This is a genomic window from Cellulomonas fulva (assembly GCF_018531375.1).
Taxonomy (GTDB): domain Bacteria; phylum Actinomycetota; class Actinomycetes; order Actinomycetales; family Cellulomonadaceae; genus Cellulomonas; species Cellulomonas fulva.
The window spans coordinates 1186853-1213043 of the sequence record NZ_JAHBOH010000001.1 but is presented as its reverse complement, the minus strand read 5'-3'; the positions used below and the strand labels follow the sequence as shown (position 1 = coordinate 1213043).

Here is a 26191-nt window from a genome sequence, read left to right as displayed (position 1 = left end):
CGGGCCGTGGGTCACTGGGTGACGAGCGTCGAGACGTCGAACAGCTGGCTCGTCGGGTCGTAGGTCATGGCGAGGCCGTCCCGCAGCACCAGGGAGTTCTCGGGGTTCGAGATGGTCATCGCGACGTGGTCGTCGACGATGAGCTCCTGGGCGTCCACGAACTGCTGGCACGCGGCCTCGGGGTCAGGGTTCGCGAGACCGCTCTCGAGGAGCTCGTCGACCTCAGGGTTGGCGTACCGCGCGTAGTTCGTCTGGTCGATGAACTGCGAGTCGTAGACCCGGTAGAGCATCGGCCCGATCTCCGGGTAGTAGGGGAAGTCCCAGAGGAGGCCCATGTCGGGCGTCGTCTCGGCCGACTCGAGCATCGCGGTGTACTCGGGGTACGTGACGGGCTGCAGGTCCAGCGTCAGGCCGATGTCGGCCAGGTTGGACTGCAGGAGCGTGGCGGCCTTCGCGTGCTCGGGGATCTGCTGCTGGTAGACCATCGTGACGCTCTTGCCCGCGGCACCGGCCTCGTCGAGGAGCTGCTTGGCCCGGGCGACGTCCTGCTCGGTGGGTCCGGCGTCGTAGCGGCAGCCGACCGTGGGGGCGGCGAGCCCCGAGGCGACCTGGCCCTTGCCCTGCAGGATCGAGGCGATGTGCCCGTCGTAGTCGTAGGCCAGCTGGATCGCCTCGCGCACCTTGGGGTCGGCCGTGATGCCGCTGCCCTGCGTGTTGAACATGACGAACAGCTGGAGCATGCTCGGCAGGCTCTCCACCCGGAGCCCGTCCGCGCTCTCGAGCGCGGTCACGTCGGTGGCCGCCAGGCCGGTCGCGACGTCGATGCCGCCCGAGGTCAGCTCGTCGCGCAAGGTGCCGCTCTCGGTGATGTACCGGTAGACCACCTGGGCCGGCCGGGCCTCGTCGTAGTCCCAGTAGTCCGCGTACCGCGCCACCTCGGTGGTCTGGTTGGCGGTGTAGGTCGACAGCTCGTACGCGCCCGAGCCGGCGTCGTTCGTCGCGAGCCACTGCTGCGCGTCGTCGGAGCCCGCGTTCTCGGCGACGAGCGCCGAGTCGAGGACGTACAGCTTGCTCAGGGCGCCGACGAAGGCGGCGTTCGGACCGCTGAGCGTGATCGTGACGTGCGTGTCGTCGACCGCCTCGGCGGACTCGTAGTCCGAGAGGAAGGAGGCGACGCCCAGGCCGAGCCGCTTGACGCGGTCGAGCGTGTAGACGACGTCCGCAGCCGTGAACGGGTTGCCGCTGTGGAACGTCACGTCGTCGCGCAGGGTGAGGTCCACGCTCGCCGCGCCCTCGCCGAAGGACCACTCGGTCGCGAGCTGCGGGACGAGGTTCCCCTCGCCGTCGAACGTCACGAGCTTGTCGTACATCGACGAGACCGTGAAGTCGGTCTGCACCTCGTCCGCGATCGCCGGTTCGAGGCTCTGCGGCGTGGCGCCCGTGCCGATGATCACGGTCTCGTCGCGGGTGGCCGCGGTCGTGCCGGACCCGCCGCCGGACGTCTGCTGGGCCGCACCCGCACAGGCGGAGAGCAGGAGGCCGGCCGCGAGCACGGTGGCTGCGGTTCGGGTGTGACGGAGTCGCGCTGGTGCCATGGTCAGCTCCTCGAGGGGGTCAGGCGGGGGTCTGGTCGAAGGCCCTGGCCGACAGCGCTGTCGTCCGGGTGGTGCGTCGGTGCCGCGGGGGACGGCTCCGGCGCGTCCGTCCCGTCCGGGACGGAGACTGGGGTGGTGGCGACCGACGAGCGCGGCACGCCGGAACGGACCACCGTGCGGCGGGCGGGGGCTGCGACCGCCTCGGCTGCGCAGGTGGCCTCGACGACGACGAGGTCCGCGGGCGCACCGGGGAGGAGCCCATACCCCGCTGCGCCGAGCGCGCGTGCGGCGGACCCGGTCACGAGGTCGAGCGCCACCCCGAGCTCGTCGTCCGACCGGAAGCCCTGCTGGTAGGCGACGGTCCGCGCGATCGTCAGCATGTCGCCGTCGCCGTACGGCCACCACGCGTCCCGGACGTTGTCCGTGCCGGAGAAGACCGTGACCCCGCGCTCCCGCAGGAGCAGCACGGGCGGCATCGGGCCCGCCGGGCCGTTGGTCATCACAGCGACGCCCGCGGACGCCAGGACGTCGGCGCACCGCCGGGTCTCCTCAGCCCCGAGCGTGCCCAACCCGTACGCGTGGCTGACCGCGACCCGCCCGTGCAGCCCGAGCGCGGCCGTGCGCTCGGCGATCAGGCGGAGCTGCTCCCCACCCGCGGCCCCGAGCTCGTGCAGGTGGATGTCGACCCGCGCACCGTGCCGCTCCGCGAGGGCGAAGACGACGTCGAGATGCTGCTGCGCGTCGCCGTCGAACCCCGCGGGATCGAGCCCGCCGACCACGTCGGCGCCGAGCCGCAGACCCTGGTCGAGCAGGTCCGCGACTCCCGGTGCCGTGACGATGCCGCTCTGGGGGAAGGCCACCACCTGCAGGTCGAGGACGTCGACCAGCTGCTCGCGCAGCGTGAGCACCTGCTCGAGGTGGGCCAGACGGGCATCCGGGTCGACGTCCACGTGCGTGCGCGCCAGGCCGGTGCCCGAGGCGACCAGCAGCTCGGCGAGCGCTGCGGCCCGGTGGGCGACGGGCACGTCGACCTCGGCCCGCAGGTCGCGCTCGTGCGCCACGCGCTCCGCCACCGTCGCACCGGACCGGTGCGGCTGCCACGGCGCGCCCACGAACGTCTTGTCCAGGTGGACGTGGCCGTTGACCAGCGGTGGCAGGACCAGGCGACCCGCGAGGTCGACCGGCCCCCGGTACGCGCCGCCGTCGGCGACCCAGGCGTCGAAGTCCACCGCACCGAGGGCCGCGCCAGCCCCCCGGGCGGATGGGTCCGCTCCGGGACCGACGGCAGTGACCTCCGTGAGCGCGCCGTCGACGACCCGCAGGTCGACCAGCCGGCCGTCCGCGAGCCGGCCGCGGTGCAGCGTGAACGTGTGCGACAAGATCCGTTCCCAACGTCGTAGCGAGGCGCTCTGGTATACAGAATGCCGTCGCGAGGTTACGTGGGGAGCGGGTCGCCCGTTAACTTCCTGTAACGGCGGGAGCCGTGGCGAGGCGGGTCCTCATGAGGGCCAACGACTCCACCTTGGAGTGCTCGACGTGGGCGAAGGCGAGCGAGCCGGCGAGCTCGACGTGCCCGTCGAGGATCGCCCGGCACAGGTCCCGGTGCTCGGCGCAGAGCACCTGCTGGTCGCGCTCCGCCTCGAGGAAGAACAGGCGCCGGACCCGGCCGTTGACGGGGACCATCAACAGCTGCAGGAGCGAGTTGCCGGACAGTCGCAGGATCTTCTCGTGCAGCGTCGAGTTCACGCTCGCGATCTCCGCGTCGTCGCCGCTGGCCAGCGCCGCTTCCGCAGCATGGAGGGCCTCGGTGAGCTCGCTGCCGTCGGCTCCCGAGGCGCACGCCTCGGTCGCGAGCCGGGTGGCCAGGACCTCCAGGCTGGTCCGGACCTCGAAGAGCTCCTCGACGTCGCGCAGGCTCAGCTCCGTCACCACAGCACCGCGGCGCGGGAGCGTGCGGATGAACCCTTCCGCCTCGAGCCGCGGCAGGGCCTCGCGCAGCGGGATCCGGGAGACGTCCAGCTCCTCGGCGAGCTCCCGCTCGCGGATCCGCTCCCCCGGCTTGATCGCGCCCTGGATGATCCGCTCGCGCAGCTCGAGGTAGATCTTGGTGGCCAGGGACCGGTCCGCCAGCCCCAGCGAGGTCGTCTCCACTGCGTCCCCCTCATCTCCGCCTCCGGTGCGCGGGCTACTGTATGCCAGCCATGTTTCGCGGAGGGGCGCCCGCGCGTTGCGTCTGGCCGCACCGTCGGCCCCGAGGCGGGCGCGGAGAACGCCGGTCAGGCGGCCGGGGCGTAGACCGCGAGCGCGACGCCGGACCGGAACCGGCGCAGGTCCCGCAGCTCCAGGCGCGTCGTCGGCGTGCTCTCCGGGAACAGGGGTCGCCCGGCGCCCTGCACCACCGGGTAGACGAACAGCCGGTACTCGTCCACGAGCCCGGCGGCGACGAGCGCGTGCGTCAGCGTGATGCTCCCGGTCACGACGATGTCACCGCCCGGCGTCTCCTTGAGCTCGCGGGCCAGGTCCGCGCCGTCGCCGCTCAGGATCGTCGTGTTCTGCCAACCGGCCTCGGTGAGCGTGCTCGACACCACGTGCTTCTGCACCGTGTCGAGCTGCGCGGCGATGCCCGTGCGGTCGTCGGTCGCGTGCGGCCAGTAGGAGCGGAAGTCCTCGAAGGTCTGGCGGCCGAGCAGCAGCGCGTCGGTGGACTCGTCCTGGCGGCGCACCTCCGCGAGCAGCTCGTCGTCCTGGGCCTGCGGGTCGAACCAGTCGCCGCGCATCTCGATGATGCCGTCGACGGTGATGTTCTGGGTGACCGCCAGCGTGCGCACGTCAGGCGCCCGGGGCCGTGGGCGCGCGCTCCTCGCGGGGCAGGCGCCAGTACGTGAACAGGAAGGCGACGACGGCCGTCACGACGAGCAGGACGAGCCCGATCGTGTACGAGTGCGTGACCTCGTTGTAGGTCGCGCCCATCACGAGCGGCGGGAAGTACCCGCCGAGCCCGCCCGCGGCGCCCACCACGCCGGTCACGCTGCCGACGCGCTCGGGGGGCACGCGGCGCGCCACCCAGGCGAACACGCCGCCGGAGCCGAGCCCCAGGAAGAACGCCATGAGCACGAAGACGGTGCCGGCCGGGATCTCGGGCTCGGGCTTGAGCGCCATCAGCACCGCGGACACCGCGGCGCCGGCCAGGGACACCAGCACGACGACGCGCGGGTGCACGCGGTCGGAGAGCACGCCGCCCAGGGGCCGCGCGATGACGGCCGCGATCGCGAAGCCGGCGGTGCGCGTGCCCGCGCCGGCCAGGTCGAAGTCGTACACGTCCTTGAGGTACGTCGGCAGGTAGGTGGAGAACGCGACGAACCCGCCGAAGGTCACCGCGTACAGGAACGCCATCTGCCAGGTCACGGGCAGCTTCGAGGCGGCCTTGAGCTTCGGCATCACCGGCTGGTCGTTGCGCTGCCAGGTCGGGGAGTTGCGCATGAGCAGCATCAGGACGACGCCGGTCACGGCGAGCGCCGCCGCGATGATCAGGTGCGCCTGCGTGTAGCCGAACCACTGGACGAACCGCGGCGTGAAGAACGACGAGAGCGCGGTGCCCCCCATGCCCGCGCCGAACAGCCCGGTCGCGAACCCGCGCCGCGACGGCCCGTACCAGGCGTTGACGAACGGGATGCCGGCGGCGAACGACGTGCCCGCGATGCCGAGCAGGAAGCCGAACACCAGCAGCAGCGGGTAGGACTCGAGGTTCCCGGCCCACGCGACCAGCAGCACGGGCACGATCGAGATGAAGCTCAGCGCGGACAGCATGGTCCGCCCGCCGTAGCGGTCCGTCAGCGCACCCACGGGCACGCGTCCGACGGCCCCGACGAGCACGGGGGTCGCGATGAGCAGCGCCTTCTGGTTCGAGGACAGGTCGAGGTCCTCGGAGTACAGCGCCGCGAGCGGGCCGACCAGGTTCCACGCCCAGAAGGTGATGGCGAACGCCCAGGTCGCCAGCGCCAGGTTCAGCGCCTGGCCGGATCCGGCGCGGGCCGTGCTCGTCGTCTCGGTCACGTGCTCTCCCCTGGGGCTCAGCGGTCGCGGTCGCGCGTCCCCACGGGGTCCCAGCCGCGCTTCGGCGCGCTGGCTCCCGGGGTCGGCCGGCGGTCGCGGCTGCGGTAGACGATGTACGGGCGGAACAGGTAGTGCACCGGTGCCGTGAACGCGTGCACCAGCCGGCTGAACGGGAACAGCAGGATCAGGCCGAGCCCGACGAGGACGTGCAGGTGGAACTGCCACGGCGCGGAGGCCATGGCGTCGACGTCGGGCTGGAAGACGAACAGCGAGCGGAACCACGGCGAGACGGACTGGCGGTAGTCGTGCGTCTCGGAGCCCTGGCTGAACGCGATGACGGTGGTCGCGAGCCCGGTGACGATCGCGGTGGTCAGCACCGCGTACATCGCCTTGTCGTTCTTCGTCGTCGCCATGAACACCGGCCCGGTGCGACGACGCCGGACGATGAGGATCACGATGCCCGCGAGCGTGGCGACCCCCGCGACCGTCCCGATGCCCAGCGCACCCGCGTGGTACATCTCCTCGGTCACGCCCACCGCGTCGGTCCACGACTCGGGGATCACGAGGCCGACCACGTGCCCCACGATCACGAACAGCAGCCCGAAGTGGAACAGCGGCGAGCCGATGCGCAGGAGCCGCGACTCGTAGAGCTGCGACGAGCGCGTGGTCCAGCCGAACTGGTCGTACCGGTAGCGCCACACCAGGCCGCCGACGAACACGGCGACGACGAGGTACGGCAGCACCCCCCAGAGCACGACGTCCATCAGGCGCTCCCGTCCGTGGTCCCGTAGCCCGCGAGCGGCAGCAGCCGCGGGTCGGCCGAGTCCAGCCCCACGCTCTCCGAGGGCGGACCCGCGGCGGCCATGGCGTGCACCGCCGCCTTGTCCGCGGGCGACTCCCCCGGCAGCGTGGCGCAGACCGCCTCGAGCACGCCCGCGTAGGGCGTGCCCGCCTCGATCAGCGCGAACCGCGTGAGCTCGAGGCTCGCGCGGTACTCCTGGAGCAGCGCGGTCCCGTCCTGCGGGTCCGCGAGCGCCGCGTACTCGAGCACCAGCGGCAGGTGGTCCGGCAGCTCGCCGCGGGTGTCCACCAGGAAGCCGCTCGCCCGGTAGCGCTCCTTGAACCCGGCCAGGACCTCCCCCCGCCGACGCGTGTCGCCGTCGGTCCAGTAGGACAGGTACAGCGCCTGCTTGCGGGACAGGTCGAACAGCCGCACGTAGTCCGGCTGCAGCACGTCCAGCGGGGTCGCGACGGCGTGGTCCAGGAAGGTGCGCAGGCCGTCCCGCGCGCGACCGCGCGCGAGCTCGTCGGTCGCGGCCGCGAGCAGCGGCAGGCGCTCGACCAGCGCCTCGTCCGGGTAGGCGAGGCACCAGGACGCCGCCTGGTGCACGACGCGCGTCGAGCCGTCGCGCGCGCTCGTCGTGCGTCCCGACGAGCGCGCCCGTCCCGTGCCGAGCCTCATCGCGCCTCCCCCTCGTCGGGGCGCGCCTCGGCGCGGACCGCCTCGTCGGGGACCGGTCCGCCGACCGCGCCCGGGGGCGGGCCGTCCTTCTGCGGGAACAGGCCCGGCGGCGTGCCGACGCCGTCCCAGTTCAGGAGGTTGACGCGGCCCCGCATCTCCTCCGACGGGGCGATCGCCTCCGACGTCTGCCGCTGCCGCAGCGCGTGGAAGGTCTCGACCGCGACGGGGACGGGCCGGCCCGACGCCTCGCCGAACGCCGCGGACTCGTACATGCCCGGACCCTCGTCGTAGTCGAGCGAGCAGCCCAGCTCCTCGAGCTCGTGGCCGCGCTCCTCGTGCGCCTTGGGGATGACGTAGCGCTCGTCGTACTTGGCGATCGCGAGCAGCCGGTACATGGCGTACATCGCCTGGCCGGTCATGCCGACCGCGTTCGGGATCGACTCGTCGGCGCCCTCCTCGAGGGTGATGCCGCGCAGGTAGGAGCGCATGGCCGCGAGCCGCTTGAGGACGTCCGTGACGATCGCGGTGTCACCCGCGGTGAACAGCTCGGCGAGGTACTCCACGGGGATGCGCAGCGCCTCGATCGCGCCGAACAGGTTGCCGGGGTCCTCCGCGTCGTGGCCCTGCTCGCGCAGCAGGTCCACCACCGGGGACAGCGGCGGGACGTACCAGACCATCGGCATGGTGCGGTACTCGGGGTGCAGCGGCAGCGCCACGCGGTAGGTCTTCGCGAGCGCGTAGACCGGGCTCCGACGAGCCGCGTCGAGCCAGTCCGCCGGGATGCCCTGCTCGCGTGCCGCCGCGACGACCGCCGGGTCCTCGGGGTCGAGCATCAGGTCGAGCTGTGCCTCGTAGAGGTCCTTCTCGTCGGGCACCGATGCCGCCTCGGTGACGCGGTCCGCGTCGTAGAGGAACACCCCGATGTAGCGCAGCCGGCCCACGCACGTCTCGGCGCACACCGTCGGCAGGCCCACCTCGAGGCGCGGGTAGCAGAACGTGCACTTCTCGGCCTTGCCGGTCTTGTGGTTGAAGTAGATCTTCTTGTACGGGCACCCGGTGACGCACTGGCGCCAGCCGCGGCAGCGGTCCTGGTCGACCAGCACGATGCCGTCCTCGGCGCGCTTGTAGATCGCGCCCGACGGGCAGGAGGCCATGCACGACGGGTTGAGGCAGTGCTCGCAGATGCGCGGCAGGTAGAACATGAACGTCTTCTCGAGCTCGAACCGGATCTTGTCCTCCGACTCGCGGCGGACCTTCTCCACGATCGGGTCCAGGTGGCCGAGCTCGCTGGTCCCGCCCAGGTTGTCGTCCCAGTTGGCCGACCAGGTGACCTTGGTGTCCTCGCCGGTGATGAGCGACTTGGGCCGGGCGACCGGGAAGTCGTCGCCGAGCGGTGCCTCGACGAGCGTCTCGTAGTCGTACGTCCACGGCTCGTAGTAGTCCTCGAGCTCGGGCTGCACCGGGCTCGCGAAGATCGACAGCAGCCGCTTGGCCCGGCTGCCCGTCCGCAGCTCGAGCCGGCCGCGGCGGTTCAGGTGCCAGCCGCCGTGCCACCGCTCCTGGTCCTCGTAGCGCCGCGGGTAGCCCTGGCCGGGCCGCGTCTCGACGTTGTTGAACCAGACGTACTCGACGCCGGCGCGGTTGGTCCACGCCTGCTTGCACGTCACCGAGCAGGTGTGGCACCCGATGCACTTGTCGAGGTTCATCACCATGGCGACCTGGGCCATCACGCGCATGCTCGTCGTCCCCTCCCTCGCCCGCTCAGTACTCGACGTCCTGGGACCGGCGGCGGATCGTCGCGACGATGTCCCGCTGGTTGCCGGTGGGGCCCAGGTAGTTGAAGGCGTAGGACAGCTGCGCGTACCCGCCGATGAGGTGCGTGGGCTTGACCAGCAGCCGCGTCACCGAGTTGTGGATGCCTCCTCGTCGTCGGGTCCGCTCCGTCTTAGGCACGTCGATGGTCCGTTCCTGGGCGTGGTGCACGTAGACCACGCCCTCCGGCATGCGGTGGGACACGATCGCCCGGGCGACGAAGATGCCGTTCGCGTTGGAGCACTCGATCCACTCGTTGTCCCTGGCGCCGATCGCGTCGGCGTCCGCCGGGGACATCCAGCACGTCGGGCCGCCGCGGGACAGCGAGAGCATCAGGAGGTTGTCCTGGTACTCGGAGTGGATCGACCACTTGTTGTGCGGGGTCAGGTAGCGCACCGTGACCTGCTTGGCGCCGTCCGGGCCCAGCTCCGGCTCGCCCAGCAGGCGGTGCAGGTCCAGCGGCGGGCGGTAGACCGGCAGCCCCTCGCCCAGGTCCTTCATCCAGCCGTGGTCGAGGAACAGGTGCATGCGGCCCGTGAGCGTGTGCCACGGCTTGAGCCGCTCGACGTTGACCGTGAACGGCGCGTACCGCCGCCCGCCGGTCTCCGAGCCGGACCACTCCGGGGACGTGATCACCGGGACCGGCCGCGCCTGCGTGTCCGGGAAGGTGATGCGCTTCTCCTCGGAGCCCTCCGCCAGGTCGTGCAGCTCCTTGCCCACCCGCTGCTCGAGCGAGCGGAAGCCCTGCGTGGCGAGCTCGCCGTTCGTCGTGCCGGACAGCGCCAGGATCGCCTCGGCCAGCTTGACGTCGGTGTCCAGCGCCGGCCTTCCGTCGCCCGCGCCGCCCAGCATCACGCCGTTGAGCCGCCCCAGGCGCTCGACCTCGTGCTCCAGCCGGTACGTGACGTTCTTGACCGTGAACCCCTGCGAGCTCGCGAGCGGGCCCAGCGAGCCGAGCTTGTCCGCGATCGCCGTGTAGTCGCGCTCCACCACCTGGAGCAGCGGCATCGTCACGCCCGGGACGGCCGGCGCGTCGCCGCGCCGCCAGTCGCCGCTCGCGCCGCCGTCGCGCGGCATCTCGCCCGGGGTGTCGTGCTGCATCGGCACGCTCACCAGGTCGTGCCGCACGCCCAGGTGCGTGCGGGCGAGGTCGGAGAACCGCCGCGCCACCAGGTGGAACGCGTCGAAATCGCTGCGCGCCTCCCACGGCGGGTCGATCGCCGGGGAGAACGCGTGCACGAAGGGGTGCATGTCCGTGGAGGACAGGTCGTGCTTCTCGTACCAGGTCGCCGCGGGCAGCACGACGTCGGAGAGCATCGTCGTCGAGGTCATCCGGAAGTCCGCGCTGACCAGGAGGTCGAGCTTCCCCTCCGGGATGTCGTCACGCCACTCGACGTCGCTGGGGCGCGCGGTCGGCTCGGGCGCCTGCACGTTGGAGTGCGTGCCGAGCAGGTACTTGAGGAAGTACTCGTCGCCCTTGGCGCTCGAGCCCAGCAGGTTCGAGCGCCACAGCACCAGCGTGCGCGGCCAGTTCTCCGGCGCGTCGACGTCCTCGACCGCGAACCGCAGGCTGCCCTCCTTCAGGCGCCCCGCGACGTGCGCGGCGGCGTCCGGCGCCGAGCCGTCCTCGGTGGCCGCGCGCGCCTCGTCCGCGAGGTCCAGGGGGTTGCGGTCGAACTGCGGGTAGAACGGCATCCAGCCGCGCCGGGCCGACGCCGCGATCGTGTCCGCCGTGTGCATGCCCGCCAGGTGCCCGTCGGCCATCGGCCACGCGAGCTCGTCGGCCTGGTAGCCGTCGAACCGCCACTGGTCGGTGTGCATGTACCAGTACGACGTGCCGGTCATCGTGCGCGGCGGACGCGACCAGTCCAGGGCGTTGGCCAGCGAGATCCAGCCGGTCAGCGGGCGGCACTTCTCCTGCCCGACGTAGTGCGCCCAGCCCCCGCCGTTGCGCCCGAAGCAGCCGGTGAACGCCAGCAGCGCCAGGATCGCGCGGTACGTCGCGTCGCCGTGGAACCACTGGCAGATGCCCGCACCCATGATGATCATCGAGCGGCCGTTGGACTTCTCCGCGTTGGTCGCGAACTCGCGCGCGATGCGCGTGCACGCGTCCGCCGGGACCGAGGTGTGCTGCTCCTGCCACGCGGGCGTGCAGCCCTGCGTCGCGTCGTCGTAGCCCGTCGGCCACTCGCCCGGCAGCCCGTCGCGGGCCACGCCGTAGTGCGCGAGCGTCAGGTCGAACACCGTGGTCACCAGGTGCCCGTCGACGCGCCGCACGGGCACGCCGCGGCGCTGCACGCCGCCCGCGCCACCCGGCTCGTCGAACCGCGGCAGCAGGACCTCGACCGTCTCGGCGTCCGTGCCGTCGTCGGCGCCCGGTCCCGGGTCCGACGAGCGCGCGTCGCGGATGCTCAGCGCGGGGACGACGCCCTGCAGGTCGAGGTTCCACCGGCCCTCGCCGGAGTCCGTGTAGCGGAAGCCGAGGGAGCCGTTGGGCACGACCGGCCGTCCGGTCGCCGCGTCGAGGAGCACCGTCTTCCACTGCGCGCCCTCGGAGTCAGGAGCGGTCACGGGGTCGGCCGCTCGCTCGTCGTCGGGAACACCCGTCCCTGCGAGGTCCTCCGCCCGCAGGAACCGACCCGGGACGTACGCGCCGTCGCGCTCCTCGAGCGTGACCAGGAACGGCAGGTCCGTGTACTGCGCGACGTAGTCGCGGAAGAACGGGACCTGGCGGTCGACCAGGTACTCCTTGAGCACCACGTGGCCCATGCCCATCGCGAGCGCGCCGTCCGTGCCGGCCGCGGCGGGCAGCCACTCGTCGGCGAACTTGGTGTTGTCCGCGTAGTCCGGCGAGACCGAGACCACCTTGGTGCCGCGGTAGCGGACCTCCGCCATCCAGTGCGCGTCGGGCGTGCGCGTGACCGGGACGTTGGAGCCCCACATCATCAGGTAGGTGGCGTCCCACCAGTCACCGGACTCCGGGACGTCGGTCTGGTCGCCGAACATCTGCGGGCTCGCCACCGGCAGGTCGGCGTACCAGTCGTAGAAGCTGGTCATGACGCCGCCGATGAGCTGCACGAACCGGGTGCCCACCGCGTGCGACACCATCGACATCGCCGGGATCGGCGAGAACCCCGCGCACCGGTCCGGGCCGTAGGTCTTGATCGTGTGCACGTGCGCGGCGGCGACGATCTCGACCGCCTCGTCCCACGTCACCCGGACCAGCCCGCCCTTGCCGCGGGCCTGCTGGTACCGGCGGCGCTTGGCGGGGTCGCCCGTGATGTCCGCCCAGGCGAGCACCGGGTCCCCGAGCCGCGCCTTCGCCTCGCGGAACATCTCGACCAGCACGCCGCGCGCGTACGGGTACCGCACCCGCGTGGGCGAGTACGTGTACCAGGAGAACGCCGCGCCGCGCGGGCACCCGCGGGGCTCGTAGTCGGGGCGGTCCGGGCCGGCCGACGGGTAGTCGGTCTGCTGCGCCTCCCACGTGATGATCCCGTCCTTGACGTAGACCTTCCACGAGCAGGAGCCCGTGCAGTTCACGCCGTGGGTCGAGCGGACCACCTTGTCGTGGCGCCATCGGTCCCGGTAGAAGACGTCGCCGCGCCGGCCGCCCTCGCGGAACACGGCCCGGCCGTCGTCGGTCTCCTCCCACCGCGTGAAGTACCGACCCGCGCGCAGCAGCAGGTCGGAGGCGGGTCCGTCGAGTCCGGGCGGCTGGGTGGCTGCCATGGTGTCGACCCTAGCGAGCAGTGTGACGTGCGCCACCCGGTACCCGCCGTGAAAAACCTCGGGCTTCCCTCCGCGTTATGTGAGTGACTAACATTTCTTGTCGTGACCACCAAGTCCCGGCGGACCCGCCAGCGGATCGTCGAGTGCGCGCTCGAGCTGTTCGCCGCGCAGGGGTACGACGCGACGACCGTCGCGCAGGTCGCGGCGGCCGCCGGCGTCACCGAGATGACCTTCTACCGGCACATCGGCACCAAGGAGCAGCTCGTCGTCGGCGACCCGTACGACCCGCTGATCACCGCGGCCGTCGCCCGCCAGCCGCTCGGGCTCCCCCCGTTGCGCCGCGTCACGGCAGGGGTGCGTCAGGCGTGGCACGCGCTCCCGGTGGACGACGAGGCCGCCGTCCGGTCGCGCCTCGCGCTCGCCTCCGTGACGCCCAGCCTGCTGCCCGCCGTCCGCGCGAGCACCGCGGCCACCGAGCGTGCGGTGGCGGACCAGCTCGTGGCGGACGGGGTCGCCGCGCGGGACGCGGTGGTCGCGGCCGCAGCGACGCTCGCGGCGCTCATGGCGGCGCTGCTCGACTGGGCCGGTCCCGCCGGTGCGGGGGTCCCGCTGGGCGACGCCGTCGACGGCGCGCTCGACGTCCTCGAGGCGGGGGTCGACCGGTGACCGCGGCGGCCTCCGCGCTCCGGCTCCGGCGCGCGACGCGCACGTACCGCGGCGGGGCGGGGCTGCACGGCGTCGACCTCGACGTCCTGCCGGGCGAGGTGCACGCGATCGTCGGTCTCAACGGCGCCGGCAAGTCGACCCTCATGAAGCTCGCCACCGGCATGCTGCGTGCGCACAAGGGCACCGTGGAGGTGCTGGGGTGCGCGGTGGCGTCGGCGAGGCCGTCCGTCTGGGCGCGGGTGGGCGCGCTCGTCGAGCACCCGCTGGTGTACGGCGAGCTCACGGGGCGCGCCAACCTGGAGCTGGCGGCCGTGCTGCGCGGTGCCGCGGACGTCGCCGGCACCGTCGACGCGGTGCTCGAGGAGCTGGACCTCGACCGCTACGCCGACGTGCGGGCGCGCCGACTCTCGCTCGGCAACCGCCAGCGGCTCGGGCTCGCGTCCGCGCTGCAGCACCACCCCGCGCTCGTCGTGCTCGACGAGCCGACGAACGCGCTGGACCCCGGCGGCGTGATCGCGCTGCGGGAGGCGCTGCGCCGGCGCGCGGCCGCGGGTGCCGCCGTGCTGGTCTCGAGCCACCACCTCGACGAGGTGGCGCGGCTCGCGTCGCGGATCACGGTCCTCGCCGAGGGGCGCGCGGTCGGTGCGCTCGATCCCGCGGGCGTCGACCTCGAGCGCGCGTTCTTCGCGATGGTCCACGCGGCGACGCGGGACGCGGCGTGAGCCGCGGCGTCGCACCCTCGTCGTCCCCGGCCCGGGGCGTCTGGTGGCGCGCCGCGCTCGCCGCGGAGGGCCGCAAGGCGCGCGCGTCCCGCACGCTGCAGGGCACCGGCCTGCTCCTCGCGGTCGGCGTCGCCGTGCTGTCCGCGACCACCCTCGCGGCGGTGCGCAGCGGGCGCGCCGACCTGACCGCGAAGCTCGGGCTGACCGACGCCGTGGCGGACTGGTCGACCATGCTCTCCGGCGCCACGCAGGTCACCGCCGCCGCGTCCGTGCTCGCCGCGGGCGTCGCGCTGAGCTGGACCGTGGGCCGCGAGCTCGCCGAGGGCACGGTGGCGGGGCTGTTCGCGCTGCCGGTCGGGCGGGGGACCACGGTCGCCGCCAAGCTCGTCGTGCACCTGGTGTGGGCGACGCTCACGGCCCTCGCCGTCGCCGGCCTCGTCCTGCTCGCCGGTCTGGTGCTCGGGCTGGGGCTGCCCGACGCGGCGGCGACCGGCGCGCTGCTGCGCATCGCCGCGCTCGTCGTGCTGTCGGCGCTCGTCGTGCAGCCCGTCGCGTGGGCCGCCACCCTGGGCCGCGGCCTGCTCCCCGGGATCGCGGTCACCGTGGGCGTCCTGGTGGTGGCGCAGGTGTGCGCGCTCGCGGGCGTGGGCACCTGGGTCCCGTTCGTCGCGCCGGCCGCGTGGGCGCTCGAGGCGGGGCCGGCCGGTCCCCTGGCCACCGTGCCCGTCGCCGCGCTGGTCTTCGCGGCCGCGACCGTCCGGTCCTGGCAGCGGCTCGAGCTCGTCGCCTGACCCGGACCGCACCCGCAGCCCGGCGGGCGTGTGTACGGTCGGCGCATGACGCTCGAGCCCCTCACGCTGCCCTCCGACGACGCCGGCTGGTCGTCGTTCCTCACCGACGTCGTGGACACCGCCCTGCAGGAGGCGCGCGACCACCTCGCGACGCTCAAGGACGGCACGACGAGGAGCGCGGAGCAGGTCCTGGAGCTGTGGAACGCGTGCGACGCCGCGCTGGGCCAGGCGTCCGCGGCCGCGCACCTGCTGTCCGAGGTGCACCCTTCCGGGGAGCTGCGCGCGGCCGCCGAGGAGCGCGCCCAGGCCGCCGAGGACCTCGCGACCGAGCGCGGGCTGGACCGCGAGGCCTGGGAGGCGTTCGTCGCGACGGACCCCGCGGGCCTCGGCGCCGACGCCCAGCGCCTGCACGACCACGTGCTGCGCGACTTCCGCCGCGCCGGCGTCGACCGGTCCGGCGAGGAGCGCGCGGTGCTGCGCGGCCTGGCGCAGCGCTGCACCGAGCTGGGGCTCGAGTTCTCCCGCAACATCCGCGAGGGCGTGCGCTCCATCCGCGTGCGTCCCGAGCAGCTCGACGGCCTGCCGGGCGACTTCCGCGACGCGCACGCACCCGGGGACGACGGCCTCGTCGTGCTCACCACCGAGTACCCGGACCTGATCCCCGTGCGCACGTACGCGCACGACGCGTCGGTCCGCCGCGCGCTCACCACCGAGTACCTGCGCATCGCGTCGCCGGCCAACGGCCCGGTGCTCGCCGAGCTGCTGCGGCTGCGCGACGAGCGGGCGCGCCTGCTGGGCTACCCGGACTGGCCGACGTACGACGCCGAGGTCAAGATGATCGGCTCCGGCGCGGCGATCGCGGACTTCGTCGAGCGGCTCGACGGCCTGACCGCCGCGCCGGCCGAGCGGGACGTCACCGTGCTGCTGACCCGGTTCCAGGCCGACGACCCCGCCGCGACCGCGGTCACGCCCGCCGACTCGCTGTACTACGACCAGGTCGTCCGCCGCGAGCAGTACGACGTCGACGCCCAGGAGGTGCGCCGGTACTTCCGCTACGACAAGGTGCGCGACGGCGTCATGTCGACGATCGGTCAGCTGCTCGGCCTGAGCTTCACGCGCGTGGCCGCGCCGTCCTGGCACGAGTCGGTCGAGGCCTACGACGTGGTCGCCGACGGCGCGCGGATCGGCCGGTTCTACCTCGACATGCACCCGCGCGCAGGCAAGTTCAACCACGCCGCGCAGTTCTCGCTGGTGCCCGGGATCGCCGGCGTGCGCCTGCCCGAGGGCGTCCTGGTGTGCAACTTCCCCACCGGGAACATGGAGCACGACGACGTCTGCACCTTCTTCCACGAGTTCGGGCACCTGGTCCACGAGATCGTCGGCGGGCACCAGCGCTGGGCCGAGTTCAGCGGCGTCGCGACCGAGTGGGACTTCGTCGAGGCGCCGTCGCAGCTGCTCGAGGAGTGGGCCTGGGACGCGGGCGTCCTGGCCACGTTCGCGACCGACGACTCCGGCGCGCCCATCCCGGCCGCGCTCGTCGAGCGGATGAACCGCGCGGACCAGTTCGGCCGCGGCTCATGGACCCGCCGGCAGCTCAACTTCACCGCGCTGTCCTACGGCCTGCACGCGACGCCGCCCGCGGACCTCGACGAGTTCACCGCGCAGGTCGACGCGCGGTTCGGCCCGTTCGCGCCGCTGCCCGGGACGCACCAGGTCACCGGGTTCGGGCACCTCGACGGGTACGGCTCGGCCTACTACACCTACCTCTGGAGCCTGGTGATCGCCAAGGACCTCCTGACCGCCTTCGGCGAGGACCTGATGAACCCCGAGGTGGGCCGCCGCTACCGCGACCACATCCTGGCGCCCGGCGGCAGCCGGGACGCGGCGGACCTGGTCGAGGCGTTCCTGGGCCGCGAGCGCAGCTTCGCCCCCTTCGAGACCTGGCTCACCACCACCCCCTGACCCGCCCCCAGGTCGTGCGTCTGCCGTGAGGTCGTGCACTGCTCTGCACGACTTCACGGCAGACACACGACCTCGTCGGCGAGGTCGACCCGACCCCAGCCCCTCGCGCGGGCGGGCCGCCCACAGGCGCCAGGAACCCGCCCCCACGCGAGCGCCCGATCGAGGCACTCTCGGCCGCATGCCTCGACGTCCTGGTTCACCCGACGGCACGCGTGCCGTGCCGCGACCGATGGTCTTCCGTGCGCGCGACCATCCGGATGACGTCGTTGCCGCTCAGGTGGCGGCCGGCAAGTGGCGGCGGGTCGGCACCGGCACCTACGTCCCGGCCGCGATCGTGGATCCCCGGGCGCTGGCAGTCGCCCGAGCGAGGGGAGTACATGGCCGGACCGTCGCGCCGCACGCCTTCAGCCACGAGACCGCAGCCGTGCTGCACGGCCTCGCCCTGTGGTCGGTCGGGACGCTGACCCACCTGAAGCACGCGCATCGTCGCAGCGCCCACGCCGACCCGGCCATCCGCCACCACCGGCCACTGCCGGCCGACGAGCAGATCGTCACGATCCTCGGCATGCCCGTCACGGACCTGAGGGCGACCGCCTGGGACTGCGCCGTCTCCATGCCACCGTTGCCCGCGCTCGTCGTCGTCGACAGCGCGCTCCGGGCGGGCGTGCCGCGCGACGACCTGACCGCGATCGCGCTGGCTGGGCGAGGCCGGGGGAGCGCCCGCGGTCGCCTCATCATCGAGCTCGCGGACGACGGGGCGGAGTCCGTGCGCGAGACCATGGCGCGGTTCGCCTTCCTCCGCGCCGGCTGGCCTCCACCGCAGACCCAGGTCGAGGTGCACACCGCGCGCGGCGTCGTCTGGGCGGACCTCGGCTGGCCGGAATGGAAGGTCGTCGTGGAGTACGACGGGCTCGACAAGTACCGCGGCCGGGAGCGGGAGGCTCTGCTCGCCGAGAAGCTGCGGCGCGAGGCGTTCCTCGAGGCCGGATGGAGGGCGGTGCACCTGACGGTCGCCGACTCGATCGCCGCGATCATCGGGCGCACGCGTCGCGCACTGCCTCCGGGATGCCTCCCGCCCGTCCGACCCGTGCCCCTGCTCAGCCAGGCCAGGCGAGCGTCATGAAGTCGCGTGTCGACCGTGAGGTCGCGCCGATCGATGGACGACTTGGCGGCAGATGCACGACCTCGCCGGCTCCGGAGCGCCGGGGTGGGCGGAGCAGGGGGCGGGGGTGGGCGGAGCAGGGGGCGGGGTCAGCGGACCAGGGCGCCCAGGGCGGCAGCGATGGCCACGCCCGCCAGGGTCCAGGCCAGCATGCTGCCCGCCAGGTATGCCACGAACAGCCAGCGCCGGGTGGGGGTGCCCTCGAAGCGCGGGGCGGGGGCCCAGCGGACCGTCTCGACGAGCGAGCGCAGGCGGGCGGGGAGCGGGAGGGAGGGACGGGCAGGGGGCAGGGTGAGCGCGGACACGACGGGGCTCCTTGTGGGGACCGGGACACGGGGTGCCGGGGTTGCCGACCCCGGCATCATCTCACGATGTGGACGGGTCGAGGAGGGCCGAAGGTCCGCGCCGCCGTATCGTCGGCCGGTGCCTGGCCGGATCGTCGAGACGCTGGTGCCCCGCCGCCTCGGCACGGGGTTCCGCTGGGTGCTGTCCTCGTCGTGGACGACGAACCTGGCGGACGGCATCGTGCTCGCGGCCGGTCCGCTGCTCGTGGCGTCCCGCACGGACGACGCGTTCGTCGTCGCCCTCGCCGCGCTGCTGCAGTGGCTGCCGCCGCTGCTGTTCGGGCTCTGGGCCGGTGCGCTGACGGACCGGCTCGACCGACGCCGGCTCGTCATCACGGTCGACGTGGTGCGCGCGCTCGTCGTCGCGGTGCTCGCGGTGGCGGCCGCCGCGGAGGCGACGCCGGTCGCGCTCGTCCTGGTCGCGATGTTCCTGCTGGGCACCGCGGAGACGTTCGCCGACAACGCGTCGAGCACGCTGGTCCCCATGCTGGTCCGGCGTGACGACCTGGCGGCCGCGAACCAGCGCATCCAGGCCGGCCTCCTGACCGTCAACCAGATGGCCGGCCCACCCGTCGGCGCGGCCCTGTTCGCGGCCGGGCAGGCCATCCCGTTCGCGGCCTACGGCGTCCTGGTCCTCGCCGGCGCGGTGATGATCTCGCGGCTCCGGCTGCCGCCGCACGGCGCCGCGCGCCACGAGCGCAGCCACATCCGGGCCGACATCGCCGAGGGCGTGCGGTGGGTGGTCCACCACGCCGCGGTGCGCACGCTCGTGCTCACGATCCTGATCTTCAACGTCACCTTCGGCGCCGCGTGGTCGGTCCTGGTGCTCTACGCGCAGGAGCGCCTGGGCTTGGGCGAGGTGGGCTTCGGCGCCATCACCACGGTGCAGGCGCTGGGCGGACTCGTCGGGACGGCCGCGTACGGCTGGCTCACGCGGCGGGTGACGCTCGCGAACCTGCTGCGCATCGGGCTGGTCATCGAGACGCTGACGCACCTGGCGCTCGCCCTCACCACCACCGCGTGGGTGGCGATGACGGTCTTCTTCGTGTTCGGCGCGCACGCGTTCGTGTGGGGCACGACGAGCGTCACCGTGCGCCAGCGCGCGGTGCCGACCGCGCTGCAGGGGCGGGTCGGGTCCGTGAACCTGGTCGGTGTCTACGGCGGGCTCGTCGTGGGCGCGGGCGTGGGCGGCGTGCTGGCGCAGCACCACGGCGTGACCGCGCCGTTCTGGTTCGCGTTCGCGGGGTCCGCGGTGTTCGTCGTGCTGATCTGGCGGCAGCTGCGGCACGTGGCGCACGCCGACGAGCAGGACGCGCCGCTGGCCGACGAGCAGCCGGAGCAGCGCGCGACGTAACCCTTGCCCCGCTCAGGACACTTCAAGGTGTGAGCAACGTGAGCAACGAGCAGACCGACGCGCAGCGGTTCGCCGAGCTGTGGGAGCGCTACGCGCCCCGCGTGCAGGCGTACGCCCTGCGGCACGTGGACCGGGACGACGCGGCCGAGGTGGTCGCCGAGACCTTCCTGGTCGCGTGGCGCCGCCTGGTCGACGTCCCCGGCGACCCGCTGCCGTGGCTGCTGGTCGTCGCGCGCAACACCGTCGCGAACCACCACCGGTCGCGGCACCGGGCGCGGCTGCTGTCCGACGAGCTCGCCCGCCTCCAGCTCGTCGCGGAGCACCGGCCGACGGCCGCGGACGTCGTCGTCGCCGAGCGTGACGCCCTGCTGCGCGCACTCGCCGCGCTCACCACGCACGAGCGCGAGGCTCTCCTGCTCGTCGCGTGGGACGGCCTGGCCCCCACCCCGGCGGCGCAGGTCGCCGGGTGCTCCGTCACCGCGTTCAAGGTGCGCCTGCACCGCGCCCGCCGCCGCCTCGCCGGCGTCCTCCAGGAGGTCGCCGACGACGAGCCCGCCGGTCCCGCCAGCAGCGCACCCCGCCCCGCGGCCCTTTCACTCCTCTCCCAGGAAGGCTGACCCATGGCCCCGCTCGACCTCTCCGACCTGCGGCCCGACCGCACCGTCGACCCCCACGGCCTCGAGTCCGCGCGCGCGCTGCTCGACGCCCACCTGCTCGAGACCCACCCGTCCACGGCCGACCAGCCCGAGCCCCACCGGACCGGCGCGCGGCTGCCGGACGGCGGCAGGGTTGACGAGCTCGCCTCGCGCCGCCGCAGGGGGGCGGTGCGGATCGGCCTCGTCGGGGCGGCGGCTGCGGCCGCGGCTGTGGTCGCCGTGGCGCTGCCGAACCCGACGGACAGCGCGGCGTTCGCCGGCTGGACCGCGGTCCCGGCGCAGCTCAGCGCCGCCGACCTGGCGGCCGCGGGCGAGGCGTGCCAGGAGCTGCGAGCCGTCGACCAGGGCGAGGACCCCGCCGACGCCGCGCGCAACCTGGCGGGCGCCCGTCCGGTGCTGACCGACCGGCGCGGCGCGACCTCGTTCACGGTCCTCGCGTCGGACGCGGGGCTGCAGTCGTGCCTCATCGGGCCCCACGTCAGCGTCTCCTCGATCGTGACGTCGTCGGGCAGCGGCGACTCGGTCATCCGCTCCGGCACCGCCGACCAGGAGCCTGCCGAGGGGTTCAGCATCGGCATCGGCACCGCCTCCGACGACGTGCCACCGGGCGCCCGGGCCGCGACGTTCGTCGGCGGCGGGACGCAGGGGTACGGCTCGTCTGACCCGTGGTCGTCCGCCGTGGGGCGCGTGGGCCAGGAGGTGCGGTCGGTCGACGTGCGGCTCACGGACGGCACGACGGTGGTGGCGAGCGTCGCGGCGGGGGTGTGGGCGGCGTGGTGGCCGACCGACGCCCAGGTCGAGGCGGTGCAGCCGACGCTCGATGACGGCACCGCGGGCGACGCGCCGACCGTCGACCACGTCGACATCGACCTCGACGAGCTCCGGGGCGACGTCGAGCGGCGGATCGAGCAGGAGGAGTCCTCGGGGTCGACGCAGGACTGACGGGAGCGGGGCGCCGCCGGCACCTGGCGGCGCCCCGCTCGTCGTCGCGTGTCGATCCGGACCGTCCTCGCGCGTCACCCTCCCGACGGGCACAGTGGTGCTGCCCACGGCGAGAGGACCGACATGAGCGACGCCCGCACGTACCTGCTGCTGCTGCACGGCGACGAGGCCGTGCGGGCGAGCACGCCGGACGACGAGAGGGCCGCGGAGCACGCGGCCCACGGCCGGTTCGTCGCCGCGTGCGCCGGACGCGGGCACGAGGCCCGGTGACACCCCCCGACGAGGTCCGCGCGGCGCTCGACGAGGCCTGGCGCACCAGCTGGTCACGCGTCGTCGCGCTGCTCGTCGCCCAGTACCGCCGGCCCGACCTGGCCGAGGACGCCGCGGCCGACGCGTTCGAGGCCGCCGCCCGCACCTGGGCCTCGTCGGGCGTCCCCCACAACCCGGGCGCGTGGCTGCTCACCGCCGCGCGCCGACGCGTGCTGGACCGGCTCCGCAGCGAGGTGGTCCACCGCAGGAAGGAACCGCTCATGGCCGTCGACGACGAGATGCGCGCGCTGGCCGCCGCGGCCGTCGACCCCGGCGCGCACGTCGCGGACGAGCAGCTGCGCATGGTCTTCGCGTGCTGCCACCCCGCCATCGCGGCGGACGACCGCGTCGCGCTGACCCTGCGCTTCGTGCTCGGGCTGCCCACCGCGGAGATCGCGCGGCTGCAGCTGGTGCAGGAGACGGCGATGGCCGCGCGCATCACGCGCGCCAAGAAGCGCCTCGCCGCGTCGGGGATCCCGTTCTCGACGCCCGACCCGCAGGAGCTCGCGGAGCGGCTCGACGTCGTCGCGACCGTCGTCTACCTGGCCTTCACCTCCGCGTACCAGCCGGGCGTGACCGGCCTGCGCGTGGACCTGGGCGACGAGGCGATCCGCCTGGCCCGCACGCTCGACGGCCTGCTGCCCGGCCAGGACGTGGTGCGCTGCCTCCTGGCGCTCATGATGCTGCAGCACTCGCGCCGGGACACGCGCCTCGACGACGACGGGGCGATCGTCCTGCTGCCGGACCAGGACCGGTCCCGGTGGCACCACGACGAGATCCGGCAGGCCGTGGCGCTGCTCGGCACGGCTCCCCCGCAGGCGGCCACCCGGCTCGCCGCGGAGTACCGGCTGCAGGCCCTGGTCGCCGCCGAGCACGCGACGGCGCCGACCGCCGAAGCGACCCGCTGGCCGGTGATCTGCGACCTCTACCTGGAGCTGGAGCTGCTCACCGGCTCGCCGGTGGTGCGGCTGGCCCGGGCGGTCGCGGTCGCGGAGGCGGACGGCCCGCGCGCCGGGCTCGCGCTGCTCGACGGCCTGGACGACGCACTCCCCCGCCACCACCGCGTCCCGGCGGTGCGCGCGGAGCTCCTGGCCCGCGCCGGCGACCCGGCCGCCGCGGCCACGGCCTACGACCGGGCGATCGACCTGGCGACCGCTCCGGCCGAGCTGGCCCACCTCCGCGCCCGCCGCGCCACCCTCCGCCGCTGACCTCATCGCTCCGCCGACACCGGGAGCACTGCGGGTTCGAGGGCGCAGACGCGGAAGTATGACCGGGTCAGGTGGTGGTGAGGAGCAGGAGGAGGGTGGCGTTGAGAAGCACGACGAGCCCGACGACGCCGACCAGAACCGCGTGCAGGCCCGTGCGCGTCCGGGCCTCGCCCATCACCGCGCGGGAGCGCGTCAGCCGGACCAGCGGGATCACCGCGAACGGGATGCCGAAGCTCAGCACCACCTGGCTCACGACGAGCGTCCACGTGGGGTCCGCGCCGACCGCGAGCAGCAGCACCGCGGGGATGATGGTCACCACGCGCCGCGTCAGGATCGGGATCCGCCGGTGCAGCAGCCCCGCCATGATCGTCGCGCCGGCGTAGGCGCCCACCGACGTCGACGCGAGCCCGGACGCCAGCAGCCCGATCGCGAACGCGACGCCCACCACGGGCCCCAGCGCGTCGGCGATGGCGGCGTGCGCCCCCTCGATCGAGTCGGTGCCCGGCACCCCGCGCAGCCCCGACGCGGCGAGCAGCAGCAGGCCGATGTTGACGACGCCCGCCACGACGAGCGCGATCCCGACGTCCCAGCGCGTGGCCCGCAGCAGGCGCTCGCGCCACGGCCCGGCCTCGGCCCGGCCGTGCCGGTCCCGGGCCAGCGCGGAGTGCACGTAGATCGCGTGCGGCATGACCGTGGCGCCCAGCATCGAGGCGGCGAGCAGCACCGAGTCGGTGCCCTCGAACCTCGGGACCAGCCCGGACAGCATGCCGCCGGGTTCCGGCGGGCTCACGACGAGCCCCGCGAGGAACCCGACGGTGATGACCGCGAGCAACGCGATGATGACGTGCTCGAACCGTCGCTGGCCGTACCGGTCCTGCGTCGCCAGCAGCACCAGGGACACGCCCCCGACGACGAGCCCGCCCAGCCACAGCGGCAGGCCGAACAGCAGGTGCAGCGCGATCGCCCCGCCGACCACCTCGGCGATGTCGGTCGCGGCGGCGACCAGCTCCGCCTGCGCCCAGAACGCGAGGCGCGGCCCGCGCCGCAGCCGCTCGCCCAGGAGGTCCGGCAGCGACTGGCCGGTGACCAGCCCGAGCTTGGCCGACTGGTACTGCACCAGCACCGCCATCGCGTTCGCCGCGACCAGCACCCACAGCAGCAGGTAGCCGTACCGTGCGCCGGCCGTGAGGTTCGCGGCGACGTTGCCGGGGTCCACGTACGCGATCGCCGCGACGAAGGCCGGCCCCAGCAGGAGGCTCCCCCGCCGCCCGGCACGCACCCGCGCGTCGACGACGACCCGCTCGCTCATTCGCCCGCTCCAGACCACAAGTTCGGATGCCCGAACTCTAGCCCAGCACATCCCTCACAACCCGCCGACCACGTCATCTCTCCGGCTCTGAGACCCCAGACCCGGAGACATCGCGTGGTCGCGGGGAAGGGGGTGCGTCAGGTGGGGGCGTCAGGTGGGGTCAGGTGGTGGGGAGGGGGTGGGTCCAGGGGGTCGTGGCGGCGTCGGGGCCCGTGGGCGGGAGGAAGCCGACGCGGCGGAAGTACTCGCGGTTGGCGGGGACGGGGTCGACGACGAGGCGCGTGTAGCCCCGCGCGCGGAACACGCCGCTGCGCCGGTAGACGAACTCGCCCGGAGTGAAGTCGCGGAACCGCGGCGTCACGTAGTCGAGCTGCACCCGGCCGACGCCCGCACCCTCGTCGTGCACCTGCACCACCCCGACGGTCTCGTCCCCCCGCACGACGAGGAACGCGTCCGACGCCGGCCCCGCCCCGGCGGGCGCGAACCGCGCGATGTCCGCCGCGTGCACCTCGAGGACGCGCGCCAGGTACGCGTCGTCGGGGCGGACCTCGACGACCTCGTACGCCGCCTCGTCGTGCCGCTCGCGCAGCAGCCGCAGCAGCCAGTAGACGTCGATGACCGCGATCGCGCCGTTCATCGCCGCGAACGGCCACACGTCGATGGCGACGTTGTACGCCGTGGCGATCGCCGCACCCGCCAGGTTGAGCACGCGGAACCGCAGCACGCGCGCCTGCATGAGGGAGACGACGACCAGCACGGACCCGGTCCAGCCGATGACCTCGAGCCAGTTCATGGGCCGAGGCTACTGACCGGTAGCCCCCGCCGGGCGGCGGCGGGTAAATCGCTGGCGGGACGGCCCCGCGCGGCGGAAGGTGGGCCGCATGGTCAGCATCCGCAAGGTGCCCAGGACGGCCACGGCGACGGAGCCGGCGGCCGCGCTGCTGCGCGGTTACGTCGACGTGCAGAACGAGCTCGCACGCCTCACCTGGAGCGGCGACGACTACGTGCGCACGCCCGAGGAGGTGCTCGCGGCACATGACGACGACGGCCTCGTCGTCCGGCTCGTGGCGGTCGACGACGACGCCCCCGACGAGCCCGCTCCCGACGCGGTCCTCGGCACCGGCCTGGTGTACATGCCGCTGCGGGACAACACGTCCTGGGCGTACCTCGGCGTGGGCGTCCGGCCGCCGCACCGCGGGCGCGGGCTCGGCACGCTGCTGCACGACGCCGCGACGAGCATCGCGCGCGAGCACGAGCGCACCACGTTCATGGCCGAGACGGACCACGGCGCCGAGCCGCCCGAGGGCCCCGGCGCGATCACCGCCCCGACCGGGGCGGGCCGGATCCCCGCGGACGACCCGGGCGTGCGCTTCCTGGGCTCGCGGGGCTGGCAGCTGGAGCAGACGTCGCGCCGCTCGCTGCTCCGGCTGCCCGTCGACCCCGACCTGCTCGAGCGTCTCCACCGCGAGTCGCTCGCCGCCGCCGGCACCGACTACCGGACGGTGGGCTGGGACGGGCCGGTGCCGGACGCGTGGCACGACGCGATGGCACGGCTGTTCGCCGTCATGAGCGACGGCACGCCGATGGCGGGCATCGAGTACGAGCAGGAGCTGTGGGACACCGCGCGGGTCCGCCGGCGCGACGAGGAGCACGAGCGCCGCGGCATCACGTCGTGGACCACCGCGGTCCAGCACGTGCCGACCGGCGACCTCGTCGGGTACTCCGTGATCATGGCGATCCCGCCGTCGACGACGTTCCTGCACCAGGAGGACACGCTCGTCCTGCCGGAGCACCGCGGCCACCGCCTCGGCATGCTCCTGAAGACGGAGAACCTGCGCCGGACGGTCGCCGCGCGCCCCGACGCCGAGCGCATCGGCACGTGGAACGCCGAGGAGAACGACCACATGCTCGCGATCAACATCGCGCTCGGCTTCCGGCCGTCCGGCTGCGGCGGCGTGTTCCAGCGCAAGCTCGGCTAGCACCCGGCGGCCGGGCGTCACGACGAGCGCGTCACGACGAGCCGGCGCAGCGCACCCGGGACGACGAGAGGCGCCGGCCCGCGGGGTGCGGACCGGCGCCCTCGGCGTCGTGGCTGCTCGACGTCGGGGCCGC

Annotated in this window: 23 protein-coding genes; 11 read left to right on the top strand and 12 right to left on the bottom strand. The window is 73.8% G+C overall.

Annotation, left to right across the window (positions count from 1 at the left end):
- Positions 1 to 11: 11 nt before the first annotated feature.
- The 9 genes from KIN34_RS05310 to KIN34_RS05270 all read right to left on the bottom strand — a co-directional run bounded on the left by KIN34_RS05310 (position 12) and on the right by KIN34_RS05270 (position 12654).
- A complete protein-coding gene (locus KIN34_RS05310) occupies positions 12 to 1595 on the bottom strand; it encodes an ABC transporter substrate-binding protein (RefSeq protein WP_214347729.1) in 1584 nt (527 codons plus the stop codon).
- Between the two features lie 2 nt (positions 1596 to 1597).
- On the bottom strand, positions 1598 to 2974 hold the full coding sequence (locus tag KIN34_RS05305; RefSeq protein ID WP_214347726.1) for an amidohydrolase: 1377 nt from the start codon (positions 2972 to 2974) through the stop codon (positions 1598 to 1600).
- Between the two features lie 79 nt (positions 2975 to 3053).
- Entirely contained in the window at positions 3054 to 3746 is a 693-nt protein-coding gene (locus tag KIN34_RS05300; protein ID WP_307858097.1) for a GntR family transcriptional regulator, read from the bottom strand.
- A 125-nt stretch (positions 3747 to 3871) separates the two neighbouring features.
- Entirely contained in the window at positions 3872 to 4423 is a 552-nt protein-coding gene (locus tag KIN34_RS05295) for a dihydrofolate reductase family protein (RefSeq protein WP_214347723.1), read from the bottom strand.
- 1 nt (position 4424) lies between these two features.
- Positions 4425 to 5648, bottom strand: coding sequence for an MFS transporter (locus KIN34_RS05290; RefSeq protein WP_214347720.1), 1224 nt, complete (start codon positions 5646 to 5648; stop codon positions 4425 to 4427).
- A gap of 17 nt (positions 5649 to 5665) precedes the next feature.
- Complete coding sequence (gene narI / locus KIN34_RS05285) at positions 5666 to 6412, bottom strand: respiratory nitrate reductase subunit gamma (RefSeq protein ID WP_214347717.1); 747 nt, start codon at positions 6410 to 6412, stop codon at positions 5666 to 5668.
- Complete coding sequence (gene narJ, locus KIN34_RS05280) at positions 6412 to 7110, bottom strand: nitrate reductase molybdenum cofactor assembly chaperone (protein WP_214347714.1); 699 nt, start codon at positions 7108 to 7110, stop codon at positions 6412 to 6414. The genes narI and narJ overlap by 1 nt, the downstream gene beginning before the upstream one ends.
- Positions 7107 to 8846: a nitrate reductase subunit beta gene (gene narH / locus KIN34_RS05275; RefSeq protein ID WP_237689047.1), complete on the bottom strand. Its 1740-nt coding sequence runs from the start codon at positions 8844 to 8846 to the stop codon at positions 7107 to 7109. The genes narJ and narH overlap by 4 nt, the downstream gene beginning before the upstream one ends.
- A gap of 25 nt (positions 8847 to 8871) precedes the next feature.
- Entirely contained in the window at positions 8872 to 12654 is a 3783-nt protein-coding gene (locus KIN34_RS05270; RefSeq protein WP_214347711.1) for a nitrate reductase subunit alpha, read from the bottom strand.
- A gap of 102 nt (positions 12655 to 12756) precedes the next feature.
- On the opposite strand from KIN34_RS05270, the gene KIN34_RS17285 reads away from it, so the two are divergent.
- From KIN34_RS17285 to KIN34_RS05245, 5 genes are all read left to right on the top strand, one after another.
- Positions 12757 to 13320, top strand: coding sequence for a TetR/AcrR family transcriptional regulator (locus KIN34_RS17285; protein WP_214347708.1), 564 nt, complete (start codon positions 12757 to 12759; stop codon positions 13318 to 13320).
- Positions 13317 to 14042, top strand: coding sequence for an ABC transporter ATP-binding protein (locus KIN34_RS05260; RefSeq protein WP_214347705.1), 726 nt, complete (start codon positions 13317 to 13319; stop codon positions 14040 to 14042). Before KIN34_RS17285 ends, KIN34_RS05260 begins: the two co-directional genes overlap by 4 nt.
- A complete protein-coding gene (locus KIN34_RS05255) occupies positions 14039 to 14833 on the top strand; it encodes an ABC transporter permease (RefSeq protein ID WP_214347702.1) in 795 nt (264 codons plus the stop codon). Before KIN34_RS05260 ends, KIN34_RS05255 begins: the two co-directional genes overlap by 4 nt.
- 45 nt (positions 14834 to 14878) lie before the next feature.
- A complete protein-coding gene (locus tag KIN34_RS05250; protein WP_214347699.1) occupies positions 14879 to 16795 on the top strand; it encodes a M3 family metallopeptidase in 1917 nt (638 codons plus the stop codon).
- A 178-nt stretch (positions 16796 to 16973) separates the two neighbouring features.
- Positions 16974 to 17918 carry a hypothetical protein gene (locus KIN34_RS05245; protein ID WP_214347696.1) on the top strand — a complete coding sequence of 315 codons (945 nt, stop codon included), beginning with the start codon at positions 16974 to 16976 and terminating at the stop codon, positions 17916 to 17918.
- A 128-nt stretch (positions 17919 to 18046) separates the two neighbouring features.
- Here the strand turns inward: KIN34_RS05245 and KIN34_RS05240 are convergent, their stop codons facing one another.
- A complete protein-coding gene (locus KIN34_RS05240; RefSeq protein WP_214347681.1) occupies positions 18047 to 18262 on the bottom strand; it encodes a chemotaxis protein CheW in 216 nt (71 codons plus the stop codon).
- Between the two features lie 118 nt (positions 18263 to 18380).
- Here KIN34_RS05240 and KIN34_RS05235 point away from each other — a divergent pair, with 118 nt between their 5' ends.
- The 5 genes from KIN34_RS05235 (at position 18381) to KIN34_RS05215 (ending at position 22770) form a co-directional block, all read left to right on the top strand.
- Complete coding sequence (locus tag KIN34_RS05235) at positions 18381 to 19655, top strand: MFS transporter (protein ID WP_214347679.1); 1275 nt, start codon at positions 18381 to 18383, stop codon at positions 19653 to 19655.
- Between the two features lie 38 nt (positions 19656 to 19693).
- Positions 19694 to 20272 carry an RNA polymerase sigma factor gene (locus tag KIN34_RS05230; protein WP_214347677.1) on the top strand — a complete coding sequence of 193 codons (579 nt, stop codon included), beginning with the start codon at positions 19694 to 19696 and terminating at the stop codon, positions 20270 to 20272.
- Between the two features lie 3 nt (positions 20273 to 20275).
- Positions 20276 to 21253, top strand: a complete 978-nt coding sequence (locus KIN34_RS05225; protein WP_214347673.1) for a hypothetical protein — start codon at positions 20276 to 20278, stop codon at positions 21251 to 21253.
- Positions 21254 to 21376: 123 nt separating this feature from the next.
- Positions 21377 to 21523, top strand: coding sequence for a hypothetical protein (locus KIN34_RS05220; RefSeq protein ID WP_214347670.1), 147 nt, complete (start codon positions 21377 to 21379; stop codon positions 21521 to 21523).
- The gene (locus KIN34_RS05215; RefSeq protein WP_307858096.1) at positions 21520 to 22770 is read left to right on the top strand and encodes an RNA polymerase sigma factor; all 1251 of its coding nucleotides are present in this window, start codon (positions 21520 to 21522) and stop codon (positions 22768 to 22770) included. The genes KIN34_RS05220 and KIN34_RS05215 overlap by 4 nt, the downstream gene beginning before the upstream one ends.
- A 67-nt stretch (positions 22771 to 22837) precedes the next feature.
- On the opposite strand, the gene KIN34_RS05210 is transcribed toward KIN34_RS05215, so the two are convergent.
- Both KIN34_RS05210 and KIN34_RS05205 read right to left on the bottom strand, forming a co-directional pair.
- Positions 22838 to 24079, bottom strand: a complete 1242-nt coding sequence (locus KIN34_RS05210; protein WP_214347666.1) for an Nramp family divalent metal transporter — start codon at positions 24077 to 24079, stop codon at positions 22838 to 22840.
- Between the two features lie 160 nt (positions 24080 to 24239).
- Positions 24240 to 24872 carry a hypothetical protein gene (locus tag KIN34_RS05205; protein ID WP_214347644.1) on the bottom strand — a complete coding sequence of 211 codons (633 nt, stop codon included), beginning with the start codon at positions 24870 to 24872 and terminating at the stop codon, positions 24240 to 24242.
- 88 nt (positions 24873 to 24960) lie between these two features.
- Between KIN34_RS05205 and KIN34_RS05200 the strand changes: the two genes are divergently transcribed.
- Positions 24961 to 26058, top strand: a complete 1098-nt coding sequence (locus KIN34_RS05200; RefSeq protein ID WP_214347639.1) for a GNAT family N-acetyltransferase — start codon at positions 24961 to 24963, stop codon at positions 26056 to 26058.
- The last annotated feature ends 133 nt before the right edge of the window (positions 26059 to 26191 follow it).